This is a genomic window from Flavobacterium sp. SM2513, from assembly GCF_050908145.1.
GTDB lineage: Bacteria > Bacteroidota > Bacteroidia > Flavobacteriales > Flavobacteriaceae > Flavobacterium.
Genome location: NZ_CP194228.1, coordinates 2,642,908 through 2,668,482, shown reverse-complemented (window position 1 = coordinate 2,668,482; position 25,575 = coordinate 2,642,908). Strand labels below are relative to the sequence as shown.

The 25,575-nt window shown below is 35.3% G+C and carries 18 protein-coding genes; 13 read left to right on the top strand and 5 right to left on the bottom strand.

The features are described 5' to 3' along the window. Nucleotides 1-689: 689 nt before the first annotated feature. From ACQ5J2_RS11225 to ACQ5J2_RS11180, 10 genes are all read left to right on the top strand, one after another. Nucleotides 690-917, top strand: coding sequence for a hypothetical protein (locus tag ACQ5J2_RS11225; protein WP_432670517.1), 228 nt, complete (start codon nucleotides 690-692; stop codon nucleotides 915-917). Continuing rightward, nucleotides 898-1,905 (top strand): CBASS cGAMP-activated phospholipase, encoded by a 1,008-nt coding sequence (locus tag ACQ5J2_RS11220; protein WP_432670515.1) that lies wholly within the window; start codon nucleotides 898-900, stop codon nucleotides 1,903-1,905. Before ACQ5J2_RS11225 ends, ACQ5J2_RS11220 begins: the two co-directional genes overlap by 20 nt. A 4-nt stretch (nucleotides 1,906-1,909) precedes the next feature. After that, entirely contained in the window at nucleotides 1,910-2,920 is a 1,011-nt protein-coding gene (locus ACQ5J2_RS11215; protein ID WP_432670514.1) for a CBASS cGAMP synthase, read from the top strand. Nucleotides 2,921-2,957: 37 nt separating this feature from the next. Next, entirely contained in the window at nucleotides 2,958-3,368 is a 411-nt protein-coding gene (locus tag ACQ5J2_RS11210; protein ID WP_432670512.1) for a hypothetical protein, read from the top strand. 53 nt (nucleotides 3,369-3,421) lie between these two features. After that, the gene (locus ACQ5J2_RS11205) at nucleotides 3,422-4,381 is read left to right on the top strand and encodes a CBASS cGAMP synthase (protein WP_432670511.1); all 960 of its coding nucleotides are present in this window, start codon (nucleotides 3,422-3,424) and stop codon (nucleotides 4,379-4,381) included. 9 nt (nucleotides 4,382-4,390) lie between these two features. Then, nucleotides 4,391-5,164: a GGDEF domain-containing protein gene (locus tag ACQ5J2_RS11200; protein WP_432670509.1), complete on the top strand. Its 774-nt coding sequence runs from the start codon at nucleotides 4,391-4,393 to the stop codon at nucleotides 5,162-5,164. Further along, the gene (locus ACQ5J2_RS11195) at nucleotides 5,164-5,502 is read left to right on the top strand and encodes a hypothetical protein (RefSeq protein WP_432670507.1); all 339 of its coding nucleotides are present in this window, start codon (nucleotides 5,164-5,166) and stop codon (nucleotides 5,500-5,502) included. Before ACQ5J2_RS11200 ends, ACQ5J2_RS11195 begins: the two co-directional genes overlap by 1 nt. A 252-nt stretch (nucleotides 5,503-5,754) precedes the next feature. Then, on the top strand, nucleotides 5,755-7,107 hold the full coding sequence (locus ACQ5J2_RS11190; protein WP_432670506.1) for a putative sensor domain DACNV-containing protein: 1,353 nt from the start codon (nucleotides 5,755-5,757) through the stop codon (nucleotides 7,105-7,107). Nucleotides 7,108-7,179: 72 nt separating this feature from the next. Then, nucleotides 7,180-9,057, top strand: a complete 1,878-nt coding sequence (locus tag ACQ5J2_RS11185) for a hypothetical protein (protein ID WP_432670504.1) — start codon at nucleotides 7,180-7,182, stop codon at nucleotides 9,055-9,057. 3 nt (nucleotides 9,058-9,060) lie between these two features. After that, nucleotides 9,061-10,788: a hypothetical protein gene (locus ACQ5J2_RS11180; RefSeq protein WP_432670503.1), complete on the top strand. Its 1,728-nt coding sequence runs from the start codon at nucleotides 9,061-9,063 to the stop codon at nucleotides 10,786-10,788. Nucleotides 10,789-11,009: 221 nt separating this feature from the next. On the opposite strand, the gene ACQ5J2_RS11175 is transcribed toward ACQ5J2_RS11180, so the two are convergent. Next, complete coding sequence (locus tag ACQ5J2_RS11175; protein ID WP_432670501.1) at nucleotides 11,010-11,273, bottom strand: helix-turn-helix transcriptional regulator; 264 nt, start codon at nucleotides 11,271-11,273, stop codon at nucleotides 11,010-11,012. Between the two features lie 1,174 nt (nucleotides 11,274-12,447). Between ACQ5J2_RS11175 and ACQ5J2_RS11170 the strand changes: the two genes are divergently transcribed. Genes ACQ5J2_RS11170 through ACQ5J2_RS11160 form a run of 3 tightly spaced genes read left to right on the top strand, consistent with a single transcriptional unit; the run spans nucleotide 12,448 to nucleotide 19,461 of the window. After that, a complete protein-coding gene (locus ACQ5J2_RS11170; protein WP_432670499.1) occupies nucleotides 12,448-15,444 on the top strand; it encodes a SusC/RagA family TonB-linked outer membrane protein in 2,997 nt (998 codons plus the stop codon). A 17-nt stretch (nucleotides 15,445-15,461) separates the two neighbouring features. Beyond that, entirely contained in the window at nucleotides 15,462-16,859 is a 1,398-nt protein-coding gene (locus tag ACQ5J2_RS11165) for a RagB/SusD family nutrient uptake outer membrane protein (RefSeq protein WP_432670498.1), read from the top strand. A 10-nt stretch (nucleotides 16,860-16,869) separates the two neighbouring features. After that, on the top strand, nucleotides 16,870-19,461 hold the full coding sequence (locus ACQ5J2_RS11160; protein WP_432670496.1) for an alpha/beta hydrolase family protein: 2,592 nt from the start codon (nucleotides 16,870-16,872) through the stop codon (nucleotides 19,459-19,461). Between the two features lie 62 nt (nucleotides 19,462-19,523). Here ACQ5J2_RS11160 and ACQ5J2_RS11155 read toward each other — a convergent pair whose 3' ends face one another. The 4 genes from ACQ5J2_RS11155 to ACQ5J2_RS11140 all read right to left on the bottom strand — a co-directional run bounded on the left by ACQ5J2_RS11155 (nucleotide 19,524) and on the right by ACQ5J2_RS11140 (nucleotide 25,336). Further along, nucleotides 19,524-19,793, bottom strand: a complete 270-nt coding sequence (locus tag ACQ5J2_RS11155; protein ID WP_432670494.1) for a hypothetical protein — start codon at nucleotides 19,791-19,793, stop codon at nucleotides 19,524-19,526. Between the two features lie 80 nt (nucleotides 19,794-19,873). After that, nucleotides 19,874-21,361: a DoxX family protein gene (locus ACQ5J2_RS11150; RefSeq protein ID WP_432670493.1), complete on the bottom strand. Its 1,488-nt coding sequence runs from the start codon at nucleotides 21,359-21,361 to the stop codon at nucleotides 19,874-19,876. A gap of 234 nt (nucleotides 21,362-21,595) precedes the next feature. Next, complete coding sequence (locus tag ACQ5J2_RS11145; protein WP_432670492.1) at nucleotides 21,596-22,339, bottom strand: helix-turn-helix domain-containing protein; 744 nt, start codon at nucleotides 22,337-22,339, stop codon at nucleotides 21,596-21,598. 996 nt (nucleotides 22,340-23,335) lie between these two features. Then, nucleotides 23,336-25,336 carry a BCCT family transporter gene (locus tag ACQ5J2_RS11140; protein ID WP_432670490.1) on the bottom strand — a complete coding sequence of 667 codons (2,001 nt, stop codon included), beginning with the start codon at nucleotides 25,334-25,336 and terminating at the stop codon, nucleotides 23,336-23,338. Between the last annotated feature and the right edge of the window lie 239 nt (nucleotides 25,337-25,575).

The following is a 25,575-nucleotide window of genomic DNA, read 5'->3' as shown; positions in this document are numbered from 1 at the left end:
ATATAATAACCATTGTTCTTTTTTAGTTTAGTACATAAATAAAACTTTCATACTTGTTTACTTAACTTCTCATACTGTAATGCTTCAAACCTATTAAAACATTTTCATGTCTAATTACGGTTTCCCGCATTCTCCAAAAATATATCAAATAAACAAACCCCATACCCGTATAAATACCTGTTTTAATTTTAGAACATAAAAAAATTCACAAGCATCTATTGTATTCTAAAATAAACCCTTACCAATAACTACTATTTCTTCTTAGAAACAGGCGGTTTCAGTGAAGGTATATTTCCCGGAGTATCTTTATTATCACGTTGACGTCTGTCAGGTTTTCCTGTTGAGTCAGCTATTCTTTTTGGTCCTGGTTTAAGTGCCATAATTTTTAGTTTTTTATATGTTAATTAATTTCTACATCATACATCTTCCCTTACTTCCCGTCAATAAACCATCGCAGTGAGAAATCTTTTAAATAAAAGAATCAATACACTTTCAAATACTACATAAGATACCCCCTTCACAGTTATGAGAAATAAGACTTATCCAAAAATAACTCTTTTAAACCACACAGTATCGTAGAATTTTAACTACAATGATATAATTACAATAAAAATTACTATTAATTATTAAAATTAAATTTTACATTTAGCTACAGATAATCTTTTAAAATTTAAACCATATCATTAATTATGGAAAATATAAATAATTTACCAAAACTGAAAATAGGTTTTGAACAAGAAATGAACTTAAAAGCTGATACTCATCTAGAGCTTTTTTTACAATATTATTTAGCAAAAATGCTTGATGGTATTTTTAATGAACTAAGTAGAATTGAATCGGTAAGTCAGAAGCTTAATTGGATTAATGATTCTATTAAAAAAATAAATAAAAAGGACGATGGAAAAGAAAGTATTTAAAATATTATCAATTGATGGTGGCGGTATAAAAGGGCTATATGGTGCTTCTTTGCTGGCTAGAATTGAAGAAAAAACCGGAAAGAGAATTACAGATCATTTCGATATGATATGTGGCACTTCTACTGGTGGTCTTATTGCTTTAGGATTAAGCAACGGTATTTCAGCTCAAAAATTATCAGACTTGTATTTTGAAAGAGGAAATGAAATATTTCCAATATCAAATAATAGTTTTTTTAGATGGTTCCAAAGAAAATGGCAGTTCCTAAAGCAACTTCTACTTTGGGGTAAATTTTCAAATGAACCTTTAAAAGATATTTTAGAAGAAACTTTTGGAGATGTAACAATGGGAGAAGCAAATAATCTATTGTGCATTCCAAGTTTTAATTTAATCAAAGGTGAACCACGTGTATTTAAATATCCACATAAAGAAGGAGATTTTTTTATGGATAAAGATATTAAAATGGTAGATGTAGCTTTAGCTACTGCTGCTGCACCTACCTATTTACCTATACATGAACATAATAACATACTATATGCTGATGGTGGCTTGTGGGCAAATAATCCAACACTATGCGGCTTATTAGAAGCATTACAATTCTTTGTAGGAGAAGGAAAAGAGTTTGACACATTTAAAATTCTATCTATTTCAAGTGTTCCACAACCAAGTGGCTGGGCATCTACAAAAAATATTTCTAAATCATTTAGACACTGGGGCAATAAATTGTTTCAAGCATCAATGGATGGTCAAGCCTATTTCAGTGATTTTTTTCTAAAAAAAATTATTGATAATATTCACCCTAAAGGAACTTATTACAGAATACCATCTCCAAAATTATCTAAAGAACATATAGGTGTAATCGATATGGATATTACTCACGATGAGGCTTTAAAGACATTAAAAGCAATGGGAGACCATGATGGTTATCACTATGCAATTCAACCTGAAGTTCTTGAATTTTTTAATCAACAAAAACACTATATAACTTAATAATATGGCAAACTGTAATAAATTATTTTTAGATTTTGATATAAATCTAAATATCCCGAAGGCAAAAAAAGATAAATTAAAAATATCTAAAAATGAAGTTAGAACAAAAATTAGAAATTATTTCAAAGCAAATCATCCAGATTATAAACCTGAATTTTATATACAAGGTTCTTACAAAGTAGGTACAATAATCTTAACAAAAGATAATGAGTGCGATTTAGATGATGGTGTATATTTTAGAAGAGAGCAAGGCGTTTCAGGTACAACGTTACAAACTTGGGTTAAAAATGCCGTTGATGGCCATACAACTACACCACCTGAACATAGGAAAAAATGTATTAGAGTAATCTTTAAAGCAGAATATCATATTGACATTCCTGTTTATTATTTTCCTGATGGAAGCGACCATCCATTATTAACTATAAAAAATGAAAATTGTTCAGAAAGCGACCCAAAAGATTTTGTCGAGTGGTATATAAATGAAATCAAAAATACACCTCAAGTTTTAAGAATATCTAGACATTTAAAAGCATGGTGTGATTTTAAAAGAGACAAAATGCCCAGTGGACTCGCTATGAGTATTCTAGCTGCAAATAATATCCAAAAAAATGACAGAGAAGATATTGCTTTAAGAGATACTTTAGAAAAAATAAAAGAAGTTTTAGATAATTCGTTTAAATGTATTGTTCCAGCAACTCCAAATGATGATTTATTTGCAGAGTATGACAAAACAAGAAAAGACAAATTCATGAACAATTTAAAGTCTTTTATTGAGGAGGCAAATAAGGCACTTGATGAAAAAAACCAATTAAAAGCTAGCAAACTTTGGAAAAATCATTTGGGAGATAAATTTCCTGAGGGAGCTGATGAAGATACCGATGCTAAAGAACAATCGTTAAATACTTTAAAACAAATTATATTAACAGGTAGTGCTTATACTCAAAAAAGTGGAAATATTGCGGAGGATAATACAGGTGTAAAACATAAAGAACATAAAAACTTTGGCAGGAACTAGATTTAATAGAAGGAAACCAAAAGCAAGGCAACAAAAATTGCTTAGTAAGTACATTTTAATTAGAGAGAAAAAATTAATTGAAAATAATTTTGACTTTCTAAAATGCACTATTAAGAATGATAACCTTTTATGTGAAGGAATTTGCAAACCAACTCAACTTTCTGTTGAATATAAATTTCAAATTAATTATGATGGTAAAAAGTCTCCACAAGTAAATATTATTGATCCAGTCATAAGTTATAATGATGACATTCACATGTTTCCATCTGACAATAGTTTATGTCTTTATCATTCATCTGATATGGTTTGGGACTATAAAAAACACAATCTTTTCGACACTATTATTCCATGGTCAATAGAATGGTTTGTATTTTATGAAATTTATTTGATTTCAGGAAAATGGGAACATCCATTCGTGCCACATAAGTCAACAAAGGAGTATGAATAATTTTAATTATATCTCTAATAAATTGTACTAGAACCAAAGAAACATTATTATAAATGAAACAATTATTAAATATTTTGGGGTTTGTTGCTGGTGGGGTGATACTCAATAAAATTTTAAGTGAAGACGAAGAAAAATATAACAATATGGCAAACTCGCATAACCATTTTTTAAAGTTTGAGCAAAATATTTCTTTGACACCATCCAAGAAAGCTAAGCTTATCACTTCTCGTAAAGCATTACAAGAAAGAATACTTAGACATTTTCGAATTTATACAGATTTACCAACACCAAAATTCTACATACAAGGTTCTTATAAAATGAAAACCATGGTTGTAGACAAAGAAGGTACATATGATGTTGATTTAGGGGTTTATTTTTTAAAAAATTTTCCTTTAAATTACGTTGCTTATACCGTTCAAAATCATATTGCAAATGCGGTAAGAATGCATACAACCGAAGGTATTGAACATCGCGATAAATGTATTAGAGTTATATACAGAGGTAATTTTGATATTGATTTACCAGTATACTATAAAACACCATATGACAATCCTCATTTAGCAACCAAAACCACATGGCAAAAAAGTGACCCAAAGGAACTATGTGATTGGTTTGACAAACAACGCAAATTAAAAGATGTTAAAGGCCAAATGCTAAGGTTAATCAAATACTTCAAAGTTTGGGCAAACAATAAAACTCGTAAAATGCCAAGTGGCATAGCTTTTACAGTTTGGGTAACTGAACATTTTAAATCAAACACTAGAGATGATATAGCCTTTTACGAAACAGCAAGAGCCATTAAAAGTTCATTAAGCTGGGGTGTTTCATGCAGAAATCCCGCTACACCATTTGATGATCTAACATCAAAATTAGATAGTATTCAAAAAAGAAATTTCATAGAAGCATTAGATAATTTAATTACCGAAGCTGAAATAGCTTTAAAACAAGATAACCAGGAAAAAGCTTTCGCTATCTGGTACAAACATTTAGGAAATAAGTTTCCTTTAATTTAAATAAATAACATGGGATATATTAATAATTCACTTCAAAAGTTTAAATCAGATGCTTTATCAAAAGCAGTTTATGATGCAATTAGATATTTGTTGATTCTACTTATAGGGCTTGTTATAGCATTAGTTATTCCTGATAAATTCTCTTTAAGGGCTTTTTTGAAAACTGAGTTTAAAGTTTATTTGTATGGAATTTTTATTTATAGTATAATTTTAATTATTACAGCTTTCTTACTGATTAGATTAGTTTATCTCAAAAAATATAAAGCTCTTGAAAAAGATAATTTTACGGATGAAATAACGGGTCTAAAAAATCATAAAGCACTAAAAGCACATCTAAGCAAAACTATTGATGAATTACTGTATACTTCTAAAATTGAAACTCTTTCAATTATTATCTTTGATATTGATAATTTTAAAGAATACAATACAAAATACGGACATACAAAAGCTGACAAAATTCTGAAAAGTTTAGGACACTTACTTCATAATGACAAAAGAGGTACTGATGAAACTTTCAGACTATTTAAAGGAGATGAATACATTGTTATTGCAAAAAACACATGTCTATCAGATGCAGTTACAGCTGCAAATAGAAAAAGAGAATCAATTGCAGATAATACTTTCATAATTGATGAAATAAGTATTTATCTATCTGTCTCCTGTGGTGTAACTGAGTTCAAAAAGGAGGATGACACAATAGATACATTCCTTAATAGAGCAAGTCTTGCATTAATGTCAGCAAAAGAAATAAAAGGGAAAAACAGCACAAAAAGCAATTATTAATGGAAATACAAATTCAACAATTATTTGGTATTTGGAGAAATGAAAATGGAAATGTAATAACCGATTTCAATATTCACCAATTTGATAACAATCATAATATGGCTAGAGCAATGTTTACAATTTATAATCCTGAAAAAGACAATAAAATTATCTATGAATGGCATGGAAAGTTTGGTATTATCAATTATCAAAATGAACTATCTAAAATAGAGTTTAATGAAATTTTTAAATCAGAAGATTTACCACAATATGAAAACATAAGAATATGGACTCTAGATAATTCTCAATTGATAATTGCCTTAGGAAATGGCGAAAGAATAATATTTAATAAACTGTGAAAAGAATGAACACTAAAATTTATTTATCTCAATTGAAAATAAATAATATTATAATTGCAGTACTAAATTATTCATAGCAAAATGACTGTTCTTGAAAACCAGCATTTATTTGCCTATAAAATTAGAATCAATAAAACTATCCAAAACATTGTCTTTTATACCAAGAAAAATATTTGAATAAGGTCTATAATCTAATAGAAAACATTGGTCTATATTGGTAATGTAGAACGTTAAAATCAAAGAATGTAAATTATGAAAAAAATCAATGCAACTCCTTCTGATTTAGCAATAGTTGTTTTTAATAAATTTAAAAATTTAAAAAATCAATCACATAAACCAAGTGAAAAAATATTGGTTAATTTATTTGAAAATCTTTTTTATGCAAGTTTAAAAACGGAAGAAAATGATTTTATTAAAGTAACCATAACTCTAATAAATTCTGAAAATCCAGATCCAAGACCACCTAAAAGAATTGTAAAAGACAGATGGAATATCATTAATTTAGAGGAGACTATTGAATTCAATGTTAAAAATATTGTTAAACTTTCAAAAGCAGCCGATCCTTGGAGCTCATCATTAGCTGTTGATTTTGATAAAAATGGTAACCTTTTTATTTGGGGTTTAATTGACCAATCTATACATTATCAAAATTATTTGCATCACGAATCCGAAACTGGTCCAGAACAGCCTGGATTATTTCAAACATCAATAACTAATATAGGTACTCTTCTTGTAATTATCGACTATGAATTAATTGCAACTCTAAAACAAAACATATTAATCAGTAAATATATTGATGTTTTCAAATTTGGTAAAGTATCAGATATAGTAAAATCACATTCAAAAAAACTAATTGATGAAGTTGTAGAATATTTAAGTAATTTATCTGATTTTGAAAAAGAAACATGGAATAATCAGGTTAATATTCTATGGACGCAAACAATTTCAAGAATACTAATTAGAATTCAAAATTATCATCATGGAGGTTCATTTATTATAAGCAAATCTAAAAATAATGATTTAGACATTAAACATAAAATCCAATATGGAAGGTTATACAATGCATTAAAAAACAAGATTGCTTTTTCAATTGAAAATAGTACAATATCTGATTTAATTTATGAACATTATTTAGATGATGAGAGTGAAAGAGATATTCCAGTGGAATTATATTTAGACGAATCAATATCTAATAACAACAAAAACGAAAGCAGTAGTGAATTAAAAGGAGCTATAAGATTTGTTGCTTCTTTAAGTTGCATCGATGGTTTGGTTGTTTTAGATGACCAGCTTAAAGTTAAAGGTTTTGGTGCAGTAGTTAAAAATTTTAATTTACCAGAAGAGGTTTATATATCAAAAACAGCAAGGTTTAGTGTTAGAAATTTAGAACCTATAAAACCTAATCATTTTGGAACTAGGCATCGAGCAATTTTCTCTCATTGCTGGGGAAATGTTGGGAGTTTAGGTTTTGTAATTTCTCAAGATGGTGACATAAGAGCAATAACCAGAATTGAAAATAAATTAATAATGTGGGAAAACATAAGAGTCCATCATATGAATAAAAGCCAAAAACTAAAAAGGATACTTTTAAATAAAAGAAAATAAAAAGTGCTTTTTTGCTAAAATCATACATGTTATGAACTTCTCTTAGGTAACAAAAAAAATAATTAAAAAAATATGGATCAAAACTCAGAAAAAATAAAAATTCTAATTGACTATTTTTTCCAAAACGATAAGGATAATTATAATTTAATCAATTTAACCAACTTTGATTATTATTTAGAGACTGGGTTAATAAAACAAATTGAAAGCGATTCTCAAAAATTCATTTTAAATTTTGAATCTAACTTTTTAAATGAGGAATTTTTAAAAAATATAGAGTTAGAACTTAATAAAAAATTACCGTCTCACGTAGAATTAGTTTTAAGTTATCTTGATGAATTTGAAAAACAATTATCAGAAAACTACAAAGCCATCGATACAAATATAAATCTTACTAATTATAAGAGCCTATTCAAACCTTTTGTAATTAACAAGTTTCAATACGATTCTATTGAAAAATACTATTCTTCTTTGTTGAAAAACAAGAAAATTGATAGAAAAATCAAGAATGATTTTATTGAAGTATTTTTTAAATATTTAGAAGTTTATAACCTTGATGAAGAAATAGTATTAAGTTCTTGTTTAAAATACTATAAAAGTGAAAAATACCCATCAAATTACATATTCAATATTCTAGGTAATATAGCAAAAACCAATCATTTTTTTGCAAAAAAATTAGTGGATTATATACTCAATAAAAAATTAAATGATTATCAAGATTTTTTACCAGCTTTATTAATAAATCTTTTTAATACTCATTATACAGAATCATTTGATATTGCTATTAGCAAAATTAAAAGTAATCCAATTATAGCTCTTAAAGCACTATGTGGTTTTAACTATACAGATGCAAGCCAAATAAATCAAGTATTTATTGATTTGCAACAACTTGAAGTTAATAGTGTTGATTATGCAAATTTAAAAAGTAAACTACTCTGTAATATTATAACTAACGTAAATACTGATGTAGCTTTAAAGGAAAAATCATTTAAAGAAATAGTTGGACTTCTTAAATCTGAAAATCATGATTTATCACATAGTACTTTTACTAATATACAATATGGCTTAAAGGATTTTGAATCTGAAAAATATAATCTATTAACTATATACTTAAATAATACTAAAAATTTTCAAGCATTAAGAGATTTTTTTTATGATTTTAAAAATCCGATATTTTTATTTCGTCTATTAACGACTAATTACAATATTGCTGGCTTTCGTGGTTCAATTGATATTTTCGAAAATGCAATTAGCCATTTTTATGATGTTAGTACAGAACAATTTGAAGATGAATTATTAAACTTATTTAGCTATAGGCAATATTCACTTTTAGCTTTGAAAATTATATTATCACATCGTTCCATCACATTTAATATTGATCTAAACAAACTAGGCAAAGAAGCACAAATCAATGCAATAGATAGTATTTGTATTTTTCCTCATTCAATTGATGAATTGATACCTATGTTATTAAAAATCAGAAATTCAAAGATTGAAGAAAGTAAAGAACATTTAAATAGAAAATTATCAGAACTAATTTTTGAAGTATATCATGAATCTCTTTTAGAATTAATTAAAAATAACATTACTAAAAGTGAAAGTGACAAGATGTTTTTAGAACCATTGCAAAAAACACTTGATTATTATAATAACATTAAAACTCTTAAAAAAAGTATAAAGGATTTAGACCCTACAGAAAACGAAAGAAATCTAATGGAACTATACTATCGACTAGAGCATGAAAATCAAGCACAAATGATGAAGAATGTAAATAATGATAGTAATTCTTTTCTAAGCATGGCTAAAACAATGGTAATTGTTAGAGGAAGAGCATTTAAATCAGAGGATTCAGAAGCGGTTACCCCACTTGGTTTGTTTGAATCAAGCATAATGATTGATAACCGTGCATACAAGAACCCAAATAACTTTGAACAAAACCTAGAAAACTTCTAAATAATGGACCTAAAATATATTACAGTAAAAGGGTATTTAGAATCACTTACAGAGAAAAATGAGCTTAATAGGATTTTTCCAATTCTTTTAGAATCAATGGGTTTTGTTATATTGTCAAAACCTACAGAGTACCTAGGATTACCCGAATATGGCAAGGACATTGTTGCGGTAGGGGTTGATGATGATGGTACTAAAAAGCGTTTTTATTTTGAATTAAAAGGAGGAAGCGATAAAAACATAACGGATAGTAATTTTTATGGAAAAGACGGGATTCAAGATTCAATAACACAAGCTAGTTACAACAAATACGTATCAGCATTTCCAGAATTTGAAAAATTACCTTTAAAAATAATTATTGTTCACAATGGAATTATAAGCGGAAGTGTTCAGGCAACTTACGAATCTTTTATAGTTGCAACTCAAAAAAATCTTAAAAAAATTACTTTTGATAGATGGGATATTTCAAGGTTAACAATATTGTTTTCTGAAAAATTGTTTGGTCAATACTTATTGGTAGACCCAAATACAACTAAACTATTTAATAGAGTATTAGTTAATTTAAATACTACAGATGGTGTTTCAAATGATTACTATGAACTATTGGATACTATTATTTTTAAAGAAAATTGGATACAAACAAAAAAGTTACCTCGAAAATGGCAGCTTATTTTTGAAACATTTAAGCTTATTGGATTCGTTATATATACAGAATCAAAAGGGTATAATAATTTAGAAATAGCAAAAAGATATTTAACACATTTAGTATTAAAGTTTTGGTTTTGGATTCTCAAAAATAAATTAGAGAACGATAAAAAAATCACAGTTTATTTTGACCAAATATTTAATTTCTATTACAAAGTTTTACTAGAATATTACGAGAGAACAATTCCAATAGCAAATTATAAAGATGGTATTTATTGTGAACATGGTGGTAGATATGAACAAATTGGATATACTAAAAGAACTTTTGAATACTTTGAATATTTATGCTTTTTGTTAAATGTGGAAAGACATTACAATCATAAAAAAAATGATAGTAATATTAACAAACAGCTAGTACACTTAATTAATAACAACAATGTTTGTAGCAGACCATTAATTGACTTACATTCAATTGCAATCACGAGTATTCTAAATTTATTTATAGAATTCGGTGAAATACAAAATGCAAAAAACTATTTGAATTTAGTTCTTAATCAAATACAATTTACAAAACATAAATTTGATTATCTACCTGATGCAAATAATAGTATTCAAAATGTAATTAAATTAATAGTTACTTCTGTAAAACCTGTTTATTATTCAGATACAACTTCACCGCTTCTAGCTGTATTATTAGAATATTTAGTAATTCTTGATATGGAAGAAGAATATAAGATTATTTCAGAGTTTGTAAAAGAAAAGAAAATAGATCTAGGAATCTTTGTGCCACATCATAGTAAAAATTCGACTTCATTACATTTAATAAAAGATAAAGACAATGATTTAGAAGAACAACTATTCTCAAAATCAGTTGATGATGGATATCAATCTGAAACTCGATTGACAAAATTATTTGATGATGAATTGAATTTTTTAGAATTCAAAGAGAGACTAAATAATAAGAAAACAGAATTTGAATATGAATATAGAACAGATAAAGCAGGATATTTTTTTCTACGTGATTTAGCTCATATTTATTTTCAAACACCTTTTTTTCCAGACAAATGGAGAAATAATATTGAACAATAATGATTTAAGGTATCATTTTAAATTGTTTTAGGGGTTTTAAACTCAAAATAATTAATTTCCATTAAAGCATTCTTTTGTATGAAAATAATAAGAAATATGCTTATTATATATAAGTTACCGTTTCCTACAAATATATCTCAAAAAAACAAATCCCCTACCCGTATAAATACATGTTTTAATCAAAGAGCATAAAAAAAAGATGCTGAGGCATCTTTTTCTTTCTAGTTCCTTTTTTTATCTGCAATCTTCATTGCAAATTCTGAATAAGTTTCTGAGGCTTCATCTTTCCAGTTAGTAGGTTCTATTAAAACATGAATGTTTACACGTAAAAGTTTTGCAATTTGATAAAACTCTTCTAGCGAGGGCTGTCTTTTATTGTTACGCCATAACGATATCGTAGACTCTGACTTTCCTACATATTTAGCTATTACTCTATTTTTGACTTTGTGATTATCAAAGACCTTTTTTAAATTATTTAATTTCATTTTTAAAAAACTTTATAAAAGTTTTGCGTTTAACGTAAAACTTATTTATATTTGTACATATATTTTTGCGACATAAAATTTTAATTAAGTACTATATGACTTAATTGATGATGTCTCTCATGAAAGAAAACCGCTAAAATTCCACATGAGAAGATTTGAGTTCGCCACTATCTATTAGATTTTACTATTTTTGTAATATATCTAATAGGGCGGACTTCATGTAAATCTTTGTGGACTACAATTTCAATTGTAGGGTTCTTAGCGGTACCACTTTTCAAAGTTTTGAAGTTCGCCTTATCTTTTCTTCAAGACTTTAGTGAAATACATCGTTCAATAGTCATAGAATCTATAACCTATGAGAACGAATTACTTACACCCCATTATCGTCCGTCCCCCTTAATCAAGGCACCCCTTTCATTTGCCGTTTACAGTCAATAGTGCGTTTAGCTGTAACGTATTATGCCTTTCTATAAAGGCACAAATACCAAGCACCACAGCCATTAATCGTTTTGAAAACAAAACAATTACGCATACTAACGCAACACATTGTAGCCCTAGAAATAAGGACAAAAACTATTTTAAACTCGCGTTTTAAAAGTAGTTGCTTTATTTGGATTGCACAAGGAAAAAAAATGGAAAGTTTGAACCCACAAGTCTTAAAAGAGGATGGGCATGGTAGGGTGGCTACAGGACATGTTCTATCAATTGAAAGTCAATGAAAATATATAAGATTGGTTTAGTTTGGTTTAGTTAGCGGAAAGGATACTGCCCGAGTTGGGCTGCAATCTGCAACGGCAGTTCCCCTTTCTTTTTAAACAAGTAAACAAAGCATCATATAAAGCCCATTAAGCATAACCTCATAACCCATAACCGTATAACCTTTTAACCTTTTAACCTTTAACCCTGAATTCAATAACCCACTCCTATTCCCCCTTTGGGGGCTAGGGGGCCAAAACAACCGCCTATGACATAAACCCAACCAAAAAACCCTTTGAGCCTTTCGTACAAATTGCTCAAAAAAACTTAGTGCCTTGGTGCCTTAGTGGCAAAAGAAAAAAAACTTAGTCCCTTAGCGCCTTTGTGGCAAAAAAAAAAGATCCTCTGAACCGTCGGCAAACAAGACAGAGGACCAAGACCAACAAAACCGAAGTTTCATTTAAACCTTTTCAAAAGTATGGAAAAAAATCTACTTTTCAGGGCATGGACACGCTGTATGCGGTCTTCCCTACCCTATTTATTGGTACTATTCTGTGTACCAATTATTTCAGCCCAAAACGCTCCCATTACAGGAAACGTAGCCGACGCACTAGGTGTGTTGCCAGGTGTGACCATTCAAGTCAAAAACAAGTCCACCACCACCACCACTGATGCCAAAGGTGCGTTTCAAATTACAGCTGCACCTGAAGACACACTGGTATTTTCGTACATAGGCTACTTAAAGGTGGAAGTGCTGGTAGGCACACAAACCCACCTCAACATCCTGCTCAAAGAAGACGCAACAGCACTAGAAGAAGTGCTCGTAAATGCAGGTTACTACAAAGTGAAAGACAAAGAACGCACGGGTAGCATTGCCAAAATTACCGCCAAAGACATCGAAACCCAACCCGTCACCAATGTACTCGCTACCATGCAAGGGCGTATGGCGGGGGTCGAAATCATACAAGATGGTGGAACCCCAGGAGGTGGATTTCAAATCAAAATCCGAGGCATAAATAGTTTAAGAGCAGACGGCAACGAACCCTTGTACATCATTGACGGGGTGCCCTACGCAAACGAGTCCATCGGTTCCAGCAGTACAAACATGGGTTTAGCCTCGCTCAGCAGTCCGCTAAACAGCATCAACCCCAATACCATTGAAAGTATTGAAGTCTTAAAAGACGCCGATGCGACAGCCATTTATGGAAGTCGTGGTGCAAACGGAGTGGTACTGATTACGACCAAAAAGGGAGCAGCAGGTGCGACTAAAGTAACCGTGCAAGCTACCTCAGGAATCGGAACGGCTACCCAATTCATCCAGTTAATGAACACAGAACAATACCTGGCCATGAGGAGAAAAGGGTTTGAAAACGACGGCATCACCACCTATCCCGCGACAGCTTACGATGTGAATGGTACTTGGGACCCCAACCGCTATACCGATTGGCAGAAAGAACTTTTGGGAGGTACGGCCGAACAATCCAACTTGCAACTAAGCATATCCGGTGGCTCTGCGCTAACCCAATACCTGTTGAGCGGAAGCACCTATAAAGAAACCACCGTATTGCCGGGTGACTTCAGATACGCCAAATCGGCGGGGCAGTTCAACATGAACCACCGCAGCGGAGACGAGAAATTCAAACTGAGTTTTTCCACAGTGTACACGCTGCAGGACAACAAACAGTCGTCGACAGATTTTTCCCGAATCGCACGAAACCTAGCACCCAACGCGCCGGCCCTATACACCGAAGACGGAGCACTCAACTGGGAAGACAATACCTTTTCAAACCCATTGGCCTTATTAAAAGGCTACAATACAGCAGCCACAAACGACCTACTAACCAATGTCGTCATGAGCTATACGCTGCTGCCCGGTCTGGAACTAAAAGCCAATATGGGCTACACCAGCCTCAACAACCACGAACAGCGTGTGCAACCCAACACCATGAGCAACCCTGCATTCAATACCACAAGTGCCACCTCTGTTTTGTACGACAATGCAACAGCACGAACGTCGCACCTCTTTGAACCTCAAATTAGAGGATGGCATACCTTCGGAAAAGGGGTTATTGACGTTCTAGTAGGTGCCACCGCACAGACACAAGAAACAGAAAGAAAATACAGCGCAGGGCAAGGATTCGCAAGCAACAGCCTGATCACCAATATGGCGTTTGCAACAAACAAAATTGTTTCGGTAAACGACCTTACCACCTACAAATACCAGGCTTTTTTCGGGCGCTTAAATTACAACTATGATGAAAAATACATCGCAAACCTAACCCTTAGAAGAGACGGCTCCAGCCGCTTCGGTCCGGGGAAAAAGTTTGCCACCTTCGGCGCGGTAGGTGCCGCATGGATCATAAGCAAGGAGGCATTCCTGAAAGAAAATAAAGCGCTGTCCTTTGCCAAACTACGGGCCAGTTTTGGAACTACAGGAAACGACCAAATTGGAGACTACCAGTTTCTAAACACCTATGCGAGTTCAGGACTCAATTACCAAGGCGCGGTAGGCTTAGAGCCGACACGGCTCTACAATCCTGATTTCGGTTGGGAGAAAAATACGAAGTTCGAAGTGGCTTTGGAAACAGGTTTCCTGAACGACCGCGTCTTTACCTCTTTCTCGTTCTACAGAAACCGCTCTTCCAACCAGCTTGTGGGCATCCCTTTGCCAGGCACAACGGGTTTTACTTCTATAAATGCAAATCTAGATGCCACCGTTCAGAACCAAGGTTTTGAAGCGACTTTGCGAACGGAAAACTTTACATCCAAGGCGTTTAAATGGTCCACCAACTTCAATATTGCCGTTGCCAAGAACAAGCTGATTGCTTTTCCGGATTTGGAAGCCTCCACCTACGCCAATCGATTGGTTTTAAATGAATCCATCCACAGTGTAAAAGTATACCAATACACGGGAGTCAATCCAGAAACAGGCTATTATGAGGTAGCCGACATGAACCAAGACGGCAAAATAACCGCTGTGGAAGACAAGCAAGTACTGGTCGATTTAACTCCCCAATATTTCGGGGGGATACAAAACCAAATCCAATACAAGAATTGGCAACTCGATTTCTTGTTCCAATTTGTCAAACAACAGGTGTACAACTATACTCCTAATGAAGCCAATGGGACAATGGTCAATCAGCATACGGATTTTACCAATACATGGCAACAACCCGGCGATAACGCAAACCACCAAATGCCTACTGCGGGAACAAACAGCGAAGCCACTACCGCCTTTTCTAGATACGCAGCGAGTGATGCAATGATCGTTGATGGCTCTTCCATCCGATTAAAAAACATAGCCTTGACCTACACCCTGCCACTCCCGCAAAAGGGTGTTGATTGTAAAATACTGCTAACAGGGCAAAACGTGCTGACCTTTTCGCCCTATAAAGGAGGCGACCCTGAATTTAGATTTACAGGCTACTTACCTCCTTTGCGGGTGCTGACAGCAGGAATTCAACTAAGTTTTTAACGCTTAATTTATTTATTATGAAAACAGACAACCACTTCAATGCTACTACAAAAAGATACCTACAGCTACTGTTCTTTTTTGTACTAGGAATTTTCCACTCCTGCGACGACTACGTGGAAGTGGACCCACCCAACGCGCAATTAACGGGAACAACGGTCTTTGCAGACATGACTACAGCAACCGCTGCAATTGCAAGTTTGTATGCAAAAATGCGAACAAACGGCATCTTGGCAGGAAACAGTACAGGCTTATCCGTTTATTTAGGCTTGTATGCCGATGAATTTGATTATTTCCAATTAGCAACAACCAGTAACTTTTATAACAACACACTAGTACCCACAGATTCGGGTATCAGTACGCTTTGGAATCATTCCTACCGGCAAATCTACGACGCCAATGCGATAATTACAGGCGTGGCCAATTCAAATACGTTACCGCAAGCGGGAAAGGAACAGTTAACAGGCGAAGCCTTGTTTGTGAGAGCCCTTCTACACTGCTACCTTGTCAATACGTATGGGGCAGTTCCTTACATAAAAACAACAGATCACGTGCAAAACAGCAAGGTAAAACGATTGCCTGTAGACCAAGTGTACGAGGCGATAGCAACTGATTTAGAAGAAGCCATCCACCTTTTACCCGAAACCTACGTGACTAGTGAACGCGTTCGTCCCAATAAGTTCGCTGCCTATGCCGTACTGGCAAGAGTACATTTATACAGGGAAAAATACGCCGAGGCTTCAAATGCCGCTTCAGCGGTTCTCAACAGTGAGCTCTATGTATGGCAAACCAATTTGGACGCGGAATTTCTCAAAACAAGCACTGCTACGATCTGGCAATTTATGCCCAACAACAGCACCTCGAATACCAACGAAGGCAGTCTCTACATTTTTACCGCAGGACCCCCATCAGTTGTTGGACTAAAACCCGAGTTTGTAAACGCTTTTAACCCTACCGATTTGCGTAAAGAAAAATGGATTAAGAAAGTAACCAACGGCGCAAACACGTGGTACCATGCCTACAAATACAAGCAACAGTCCTTAACGCCTACTTCACAAGAATATTCAATTGTGTTAAGAATGGCCGAACAATACCTAATACGGGCAGAAGCGAGAGCGAAAGAAGGAAATCTAACCTCCGCCATAGAGGACCTAAATGTAATTAGAGTTAGAGCAGGGCTAACACCCACAACAGCAACTACCGGACAAGCTATTATTGCCGATATTAGGGAACAAAGGCGCTTCGAATTGTTTACAGAATTTGGAAACCGCTTTTTTGACCTGAAACGATCAGGAACACTAGATGCCATTTTACCGCAATACAAACCCGGTTGGAACAGCACCGACCAACTGTGGCCCCTTCCTGCGTTGGAACTGATTGCCAACCCAAATCTCAACCCTCAAAATCCGGGTTACTAAAAACTGCACTATGAAACTAACGAATAGATACGGTTGCATACGGTATTCGCTGACTTTCCTTTTAATGTTGGGTTCCTGTCTGATCTACGGACAGGAACACCAACAAAAGGAAGCGAACGAAAAAGACGCTCTGAAATGGGGTACATTGGAAATAGAGGCTTTGTCACCACACGGCAATTGGCTAAGCTATACCATGAAATACGAGGACTTCCAAGATACCTTGTTTTTGCAACACACGAAAACCAAAGCACTACGTAAATTTTACCAAGGAACACAACCTCGTTTTGGGGACGAACAGTGCTTTACTTATAGGATTAAAGATACATTGGTAGTTGAAAATTTGAAAATAAAAACAACGCTGAAGTTTCCTAATGTGCTTAAACATGACGTATTACAGCAGGGGCAAAAAATCCTCACTCTTGGAAAAGACCATACGTTACAGCTTTGGAACACCGAAAAAGTCCTTTTAAAGGAACTAAGCAAGGTGCAAAATTATGTACTGAACGACGCGGAATCAATAGTAATGTATGTAAAAAAAGACAGTGAAAAATATGAAATAGGCATCCTGCACACCAAAGACAATACATCCACGAGGATAGACCAAGCGGAGGTACCTATTAGCAAAATGATTTGGCAAAAAAAGGGACAAGCACTTATTTATTTAAAAGGCACCGATCTGGTACATTACGACACGGCCACCCATAAAAGAAGCGTGTTGAGCGCTTCCTTTTTGGCGACCAAGGCCCTAAAGATTGCGGATAATTTTCAAAGTCCACTAGTCGTTTCTTATGATGGGGAAAAGGTTTTTTTAAGTCTATCACCGCTAAACGGTACCGCCCCTTCAACGGAGACCACCGTGGAAGTATGGAAGGGAAACGACCGCTGTTTGTATCCCTCGCAAGACTTCTACAACAAAACAGGACCGCCGCTACTCTATGCTTGGTTTCCCAAAACAGATAAGCTAACAAAGTTGGGAGACGAACAGCTATTTACAGCCCGCTTAAATGGGCTACAGGAATACGTACTCCTCTCCAATCCATTTCAATACGGCCTCGAGCCGAACTACTATGAAAAAGTAGATTACTATATAAAAGAAATCCAAACCGGACAGCAGCACTTGTTGTTGTCCTACCAATCGCACGACCCCAACCAATTGTGCTTTTCTCCGTTATCGAACGACTTAGTGTACTATAGGGAGGGGAATTGGTGGTTATATAAACCGGGCGATGCTTCTCTAATAAACCTAACGAAATCCATACCAACCGCTTGGGACAACCACAGTACCGATGTACCGCATCAATTTAGAGTGCATGGTATTGCAGGGTGGACCGAAGATGGCAAATACCTACTGCTCTACGATACAAATGATATTTGGAAAGTAAGTCTAGAGGGAAAATCGAGCAAAAGGATTACAAAGGGAAAAGAGCAGCAGCACATCATCCGCTTCAGTAAAAATCCCCAAGAAAGCCTTATGTACAGAGGCTACCAGAACGATACCCGAACCGTTATCAATTTGGAGGAAGAGCAGGTGCTACAAATAGTCAATCAAGAAAACCATGCAACGGGCTATGCGCTTTACAATCAGAAAAAGGGCTATCGGATCGTGGACTATAGTCCAAATTATTTAACCAACTTAAAAAAAACCGCTTTTGGACAGTACGTGTACACGAGTGAAAATTTTGGGCAAGCGCCCGTAATTCAATTTGTAAAATCAAATAAAGTAAAACCCACCGTCTTATTTGAATCAAATGCACACCTGACTAAGCATGTAAAGAGTACGGCAACGTTGCTACAGTATAAAAAGGAAGATGGGCAGCAGTTAAAAAGTGCGCTATTCTATCCAGAACACTACGATCCTACGAAACAGTATCCCATGATTGTAAACCTATACGATAAAAAATCATTTCAAGTCAATAGACATGTAAACCCCACTTTACAAAATGAAACCGGCTACTCCATTAAAAATTTTACTTCCAGAGGCTATTTCGTATTACACCCCGATATTGTTTATGAACTAGGTAATCCAGGAGGTTCTGCCTATGATTGTGTCCTGCCAGCGGTACAATACATGATCAATTCAGGAAAAATCGACAAGAATAGAATAGGAATAATGGGCCACTCTTTTGGGGGCTTTGAAACCGACTACATCATCACCCAAACCAACTTATTTGCCGCTGCCGTAAGTGGTGCCGGAGTAGCAGACCCCATAAGCCGCTATTTTGGTCTAGGTAGGTCTATCATTCAAAAAGATGAAATGTGGAGGTATGAAAGTCAGCAATTTCGTATGGGAACGGATTTTTTCTCGAACAAAGAAGGCTATTTAAAAAATACGCCCTTACAGTTTGCCGACGCCATCAGTACACCCCTATTGCAATGGTCGGGAAAAGAAGATTCTGTAGTCCCCTATACGCAAAGTATAGCATTTTACATGGCTTTAAGAAGGCTGGGTAAAAAAACAATCCTACTGCTCTACCCCGAGGAGAACCACTCACTAGCCCTTCCGAAAAATAAAGAAGATTTGTCCCGTCGTATCATCGATTGGTTCGATTACTACCTTAAAAATAAAAAGGACATAGAGTGGATAAGTACGGGTACACAATAAAAAAATAATGCAGTTTCATAATCTGAAACTGCATTACCTTCTACATGAAAAAAGCAAAACGATTATTGCACTCGTTTCAATTGCAAATTACAACCAAAACCATCCGGACCATAAGCAGTCCAACTGCCTATCAGACAAGATTCGCCAACACCCGGTTCACACTCCACTTGCACTTCATAACAATCATTAATTGTGGGATTGTGAATGTACGCCGTCATACGGGCTGCTGCCGTTTTACTTTTATGCGAAACGTCAGTACTTACCGCCGCCGCACTTGCTAATGTAAATGCTGCCAAAGGCAACATAAACAACTTTAAAAAATTAATTTTCATAATAATAAAGTATTACTTAATAAATAGTGATCTACTCTTTTTTACAGGTTTTCGATCTTCACTCCTGCTACCGGCCGGTATCATTGCATTTTAATTATAGAAGTTATTTGTGCTCCAAATCCATACTGGAGCAAGTAAGGCCCAGATAGCACATAAAGCGCGTTGGAAGTAGCATGCATTGCTTTCATACGGTACCCTTTTTCGTCGTGTACATAAAAACTCAATAAGTACTTTTTCGCCGTAAAATCGTAAACGTCAACTACAGTGCTGTTTTTCCATACGGCTGCATTTTCATACCTGCCCCTTAATGCCGAATTGACAAACAATAAATTCCCATATACACTCGTGTTTTTGTTGACCATATAAGCCTGAGCAGCCAATTTCCGATCGCCTGTTTTTTGTAAGGTGACCACCTTTAGCTTTGCTTTAGTGGTAGTGTCAATCGTGTGCCCTCGATGTACCAACTGTAAAGCGGTGTCTGCAACTATATATTCATTGCGATAATAGTAAGTGTAAATCATTTTCTTTTCCTGAGGACTGTACTGTAACGTGCCGTCTGTATCGAAAAATCCATCCCCTTGTCTTTGAAGTAGTGTCTCATTGATTTCGAATTGAGGCAAATCAGTGGCCCGAACCAACGCAAAGACATTCGTGTCGTCTTTTGATTTTTGCCCCCGAATAATGTTCGTCTGATCATTTATAAACAGAATCGCACTAAAAGAATAATCCTTTTCACTAACCACACGCGCTTTCCAGTCGGAAATGAGCCCTTTAAAAATGACCCCAGCCGCACCATCGTAAACGTAGAAATAGGGAAACTGAATGGCGACTGTGAGGCTCCTAAAAGCAAAGTCTTCCCGTTCGAGTTGTAGCGTGTACTGCTTTTTGTTTTTGAGTAGGGAATCATAAACCACTATTTGAAGGGGGGCTTTGCGATTACCTAAATAGACTTTATTACTGGCAACACCTGCAATATAAAAATCCGTGTTTCTTAAATCAGTTGCTCGTATTTGGGCAGCCGACCCTTGAGGAAACCGCCGTATAAATGGATTTTCATTTTGCATCGCATCTTCTGAAGTCACAAACACTAAAACCAGCAGTCCACAACTCATTAGACCTCCAATCAAAAGTTGCAGCAGCCGTTTTCGAATTGGACCGTCTAGTGAAAAGGCCACGACTCCTAATACTACAAAAACACTATTAAAAACTAGATGGGCAGTCCATCCCATTTCTTCCAATACACCACCACACGAACAAGGAATAAAGCTACTAAAATTAAGAATCAGGATAATGTACACCGTAAACAGCACCATCAATAAAAAGGAAAGGTAGATTCCCAAATTTCTAAAACGTGGAACGGCCAATAAAACGGAAATACCAAGTTCCACCAGCAGGACACCATAAGACACGTAAGTGGCATAAACACTTAGGAGTGGTGACAAACCGAGTTGCACTTGAAAATTTTCAAAGTCCAACCATTTACTCACAGCCGCATATACAAATAACAAAATGTACAAATAGCTTATAAGAGCTATGACAATACGGTTTATTTTGGCTGTTGTTTTCATGTTTTTAAATTTTCTAATGTAAAATTGCAAAAAATAGATTTATAAGAGTATGCCAATCAGGCATTTCGTTATGCCTGTCTATAAATGGGTTGCTTTTCTTCCTTTTGTACTCCTTTTTTGTACTAGGGAACTACTCGTTACAAACCACTTATTTTTAACTACTGTAAAGCTCTTACAATCAAATAAATAATACATGTTCATTTGGGAGTATTTGCTATGCCAATCGGGAGTTTCTTATTTTAGAGGCATTTCACGTTTAATTTCAGTGGGACTACACCGGTATTTCTTCCGAAAAGCCTTATAAAAAGAGAGGTAAGTGGGAAATCCGCTTTCAAAAGCAATGTCTTTCAGCGGTAAAGAGGTAGAAGTAATCAATAAATAAGCCCGCTTAAGCCGCTCCTCCGTATACAGTTGGTACATACTCGTTTTAAAATATGCTCGAAATTCCTGTTTGAGTTGAAATGTATTCATCCCAAAATGTTGGGCAATAGCGGGTGTCGACGGCAGCGGCACTTCCAAATGTCCCATGATAAAATCGTAAACGGCTTGCATACGGGCTGCACCCGTCAACTTCTTTGCGAGTAGCGGATGAACCGAGCGATAGGATACGGCTACAGCCCTACTACTGATGTGCACTTCCTGTGTAGGAGCAACACGGGTAACCGAGCAATAGTACAATACGGTTTCGTTAGCAGCTGTTACAAACACCAACCCCATAGTAAAGACTGCGTAAGCTGCCACGTCTTGCTGTACTGCGGTAAACAGTTTTATAGATTCAGGTGTAAGCAGTTGGTCAAGTGAGCAATGGCATAAGGTCGCTCCTTCGTACCCGAGGAGTTTAGCGAAATTCGGATGAAAAGTGCGAACCCTATTGCCATCCGATTCGAGTACCAGTAAAGGTTGCGTTTCGTTCAGATACACCAACGGCAATTCCGCTTCCGGCAGAGCGTCCACTACTTGTTGGATCCGTCCGATCATGATATTTAACTCTGAAAACAGACTGGACATTACGGTACCCCTTGGCAAAGTGGGCAGCTGCCACGCAAAGTTCCCCCTTGCCATTTCACGCAGCATTTCATAGAGTAAGTGTACCTGATGTCGGATCGGGAGTTTCATTGCGGTATATTGGGAGTGGATGATCAAGAGAAGTGTGATAAACTTACAAACATCCCCACATATAAAGCAAGTGTTTACACAGTCAATTCGCGAATTGATAGTATTAGATTCCGGAATCTACTACTATCAATTTTAACAGTTCCAACTCATCAAGAATACAAGCCTTACCTTCCTAAGTATTGTATTTACTAGGCTTACACTATAAAAGGAAGTTAAAAACACTACAACACCTCGCCTTTTCTACCTATTTTTTCGACTCCAAAAAAAATAGTTATAAATTTTAAAATTTATAACTATTCTCTCACTCCTCCCCATCCTTTTTCCCATTATAGACTATGCCATTCGGGAGGATACTATTCCTTTTGGTAGGAAAAACATTTAATACGGTATACAATTTACATTTTACAATACTTCCATCGTTTCATCCTTTCAGAAACTAACCCAATATTTTAGGTCATCCGTCATTGCGAGGTACGAAGCAACCCCATAAACGAGCTCTGCCAACATTTATTCCAACAACTTTAAACTTTAAACATTTCCCACGTAACACGTATCGATTACATAGGATTGCTTCGTTCCTCGCAAGGACGCCGTAAATAATAAGTAGTCACGAGGTCATTTCGAGGTACGAAGCAATCTATTATTCCATTCTTTTTTCTATATTCTTTACTCTATATTCTTCCTCACCACCACATCACCCAACCACACCACTCTACAAAATACAATATACTATATTCAATTTACATGCTACAATCCTTCCATCTTTCCAAAAAGCCATAACTAGTTGCGAGGTACGAAGCAATCAATTATCAATCTTTTTTCTATGCTCTATATGCTATACGCTATATTCCTCACTCCTCACTCCTCCTTCTCATACGAATTTGTACTAATAAACATTTCGTTACGTTCTTCAGAAACAATGTCCAAGAACCGATCGTAGTGCTTCAATACATCTGATATCAGTTCGTTTTTAGTAAAATACTGGATATCGTAGCTTTCCCGTGTATCGCCAAAATACGCTTTAGGAAAATAGGTCCCTTCTTCAATAACTTCAGGTAAATTGCTTTCATCAATCAAATAGGCCGCCACTTTTTTAGAAGCCGGAACCACTCCGTATACAAAGTTGTTAATAAGGTCGTGTTTAATTTCCAATTCAAGGGTACTAGATGCTTCGTCGAAATGAAGATGGGCAATAACACCACTTTTCGCAAATTCCAGTTGTAAATCTAAAAAGGCTTCCTGCACCACGGTTTTGATAAAAACCTGAACAGAGGCCCTGTTTTTCGTAGCAACAATCTGCTTTAAACGTTGTTTCCATAGTTTTCCCGACCAAGGTGTCGTAGATTTCGAAAACTTTCGATCATAATACGATTGGTCGATGCTTAACCCTTTAAGCAAGCTCACCATAAACAGGATCATGATGACCGAAAAAGGCAACGCAGTAATGAGCGTCATGCTTTGCAGTGCTTTCAACCCACCCGCATTAAGCAATAATAAAGACAAAATGGCCAGCAAAGCTCCCCACAAAACCGTCTGCCACTTAGGAGAATGAAGCGCATTTTTGGTAGCAATATTGTTCATCACATAAATGCCAGAATCCGCTGAAGTCACAAAAAATATAATTACAATCAAAATAGTCGTGAAGCTGGCAATTTGCGTAAAAGGTAAATATTCGAAAAAGCGAAACATCAACGCATCGGGATTACCTGCCAAAGCACTCAATGCACCCCCGCTCACATGGGTATCAAACCAAATGGCACTGTTTCCAAAAACAGTCATCCAAATAAAATTAAACAAAGTAGGAATCACAAGAACGGCTACTACAAATTCACGTATGGTTCTTCCCTTTGAAATTTTAGCAATAAATAAACCTACATAAGGCGACCAGGAAATCCACCAAGCCCAGTAAAGGATCGTCCAATCGTAAAACCAAGGCAGTGTTTCCGCATCATAAACATGGGTGTTAAAGGTCAAGTTGAAAAAATTATTGATGTAATTGCCCAGTCCTTCAGTGAAACTCCCTATTAAATAGACCGTGGGACCCAGTGTTAATACAAATAAAAGCAAGCAAACAACCAAGATAACATTAAGATTACTTAGGAATTTAATCCCTTTATCCACACCTGTTAATGCAGATAAAATAGCCAACCCTACCAAGACCGTTACGATAAGCACTTGATAAACAAATGTAGTATCAGGCACTATGGCTAATATTTTAAGTCCGGAGTTGATTTGCACTACACCAAAACCCAAGGTAGTAGTTATTCCGAAAAAGGTGCTGCACAGCGCAAAAACGTCAATAACATTGCCCCACCTTCCTTCCGTTTTATTTTTGAGTAAAGGGTAAAAACAACTCCGAAGCGACAATGGCAGTTTAAAGCGATACGCAAAATAGGAAAGCGACAAGCCTACTAGACCATAGACAGCCCAAGCATGGACACCCCAATGGAAGAACGTATACAATTGGGCATTTTTCGCTTTATTGACATATTGCGTAAGTCCAAAAACTTCTGAAGCGTAATGCTGCATGGGTTCGGCAACGCCAAAATACATCAGTCCAATTCCCATTCCAGCTGAAAATAACATCGCAATCCATGAGAAAAAACTGTGTTCGGGTCGGCTGTCATTATCCCCCAACCGTATTTTTCCATATTTACTAAACATCAAATAAACCAAGAAAAAAACAAATAAGGTTACCGCCCAGACGTACACCCAATTCAGGTTTACAAATATGAAATTTTTAACCGTATTCAAGACGGCGTCGGCCACTTGTGGGTAAGCAACGGAAATAAACGACACGAGGAAAATAAAAAGGATACTCGGTACAAAGATTCCCTTGTTCAAGGTAGTTTTAAACATAAAGGCGGTGTGATTTTGATTCTGAAATCGGTAGGCAGCCTACTTTACGTTATAACTCTTGTGAGACCATGCTAGTAATAAACACAGACCACTGAAACGCAACGTGGTAAACATACACTCCGAATTTTGCAAGCTACAAAATAAATTAAGAAATTAAGATTAACCAAGAAAAACAAGCCTTCAAAGAATTTAAATCCTTTAAAATACTCGTTTTTATGCTATAAGGGGCCTCTTTTAAA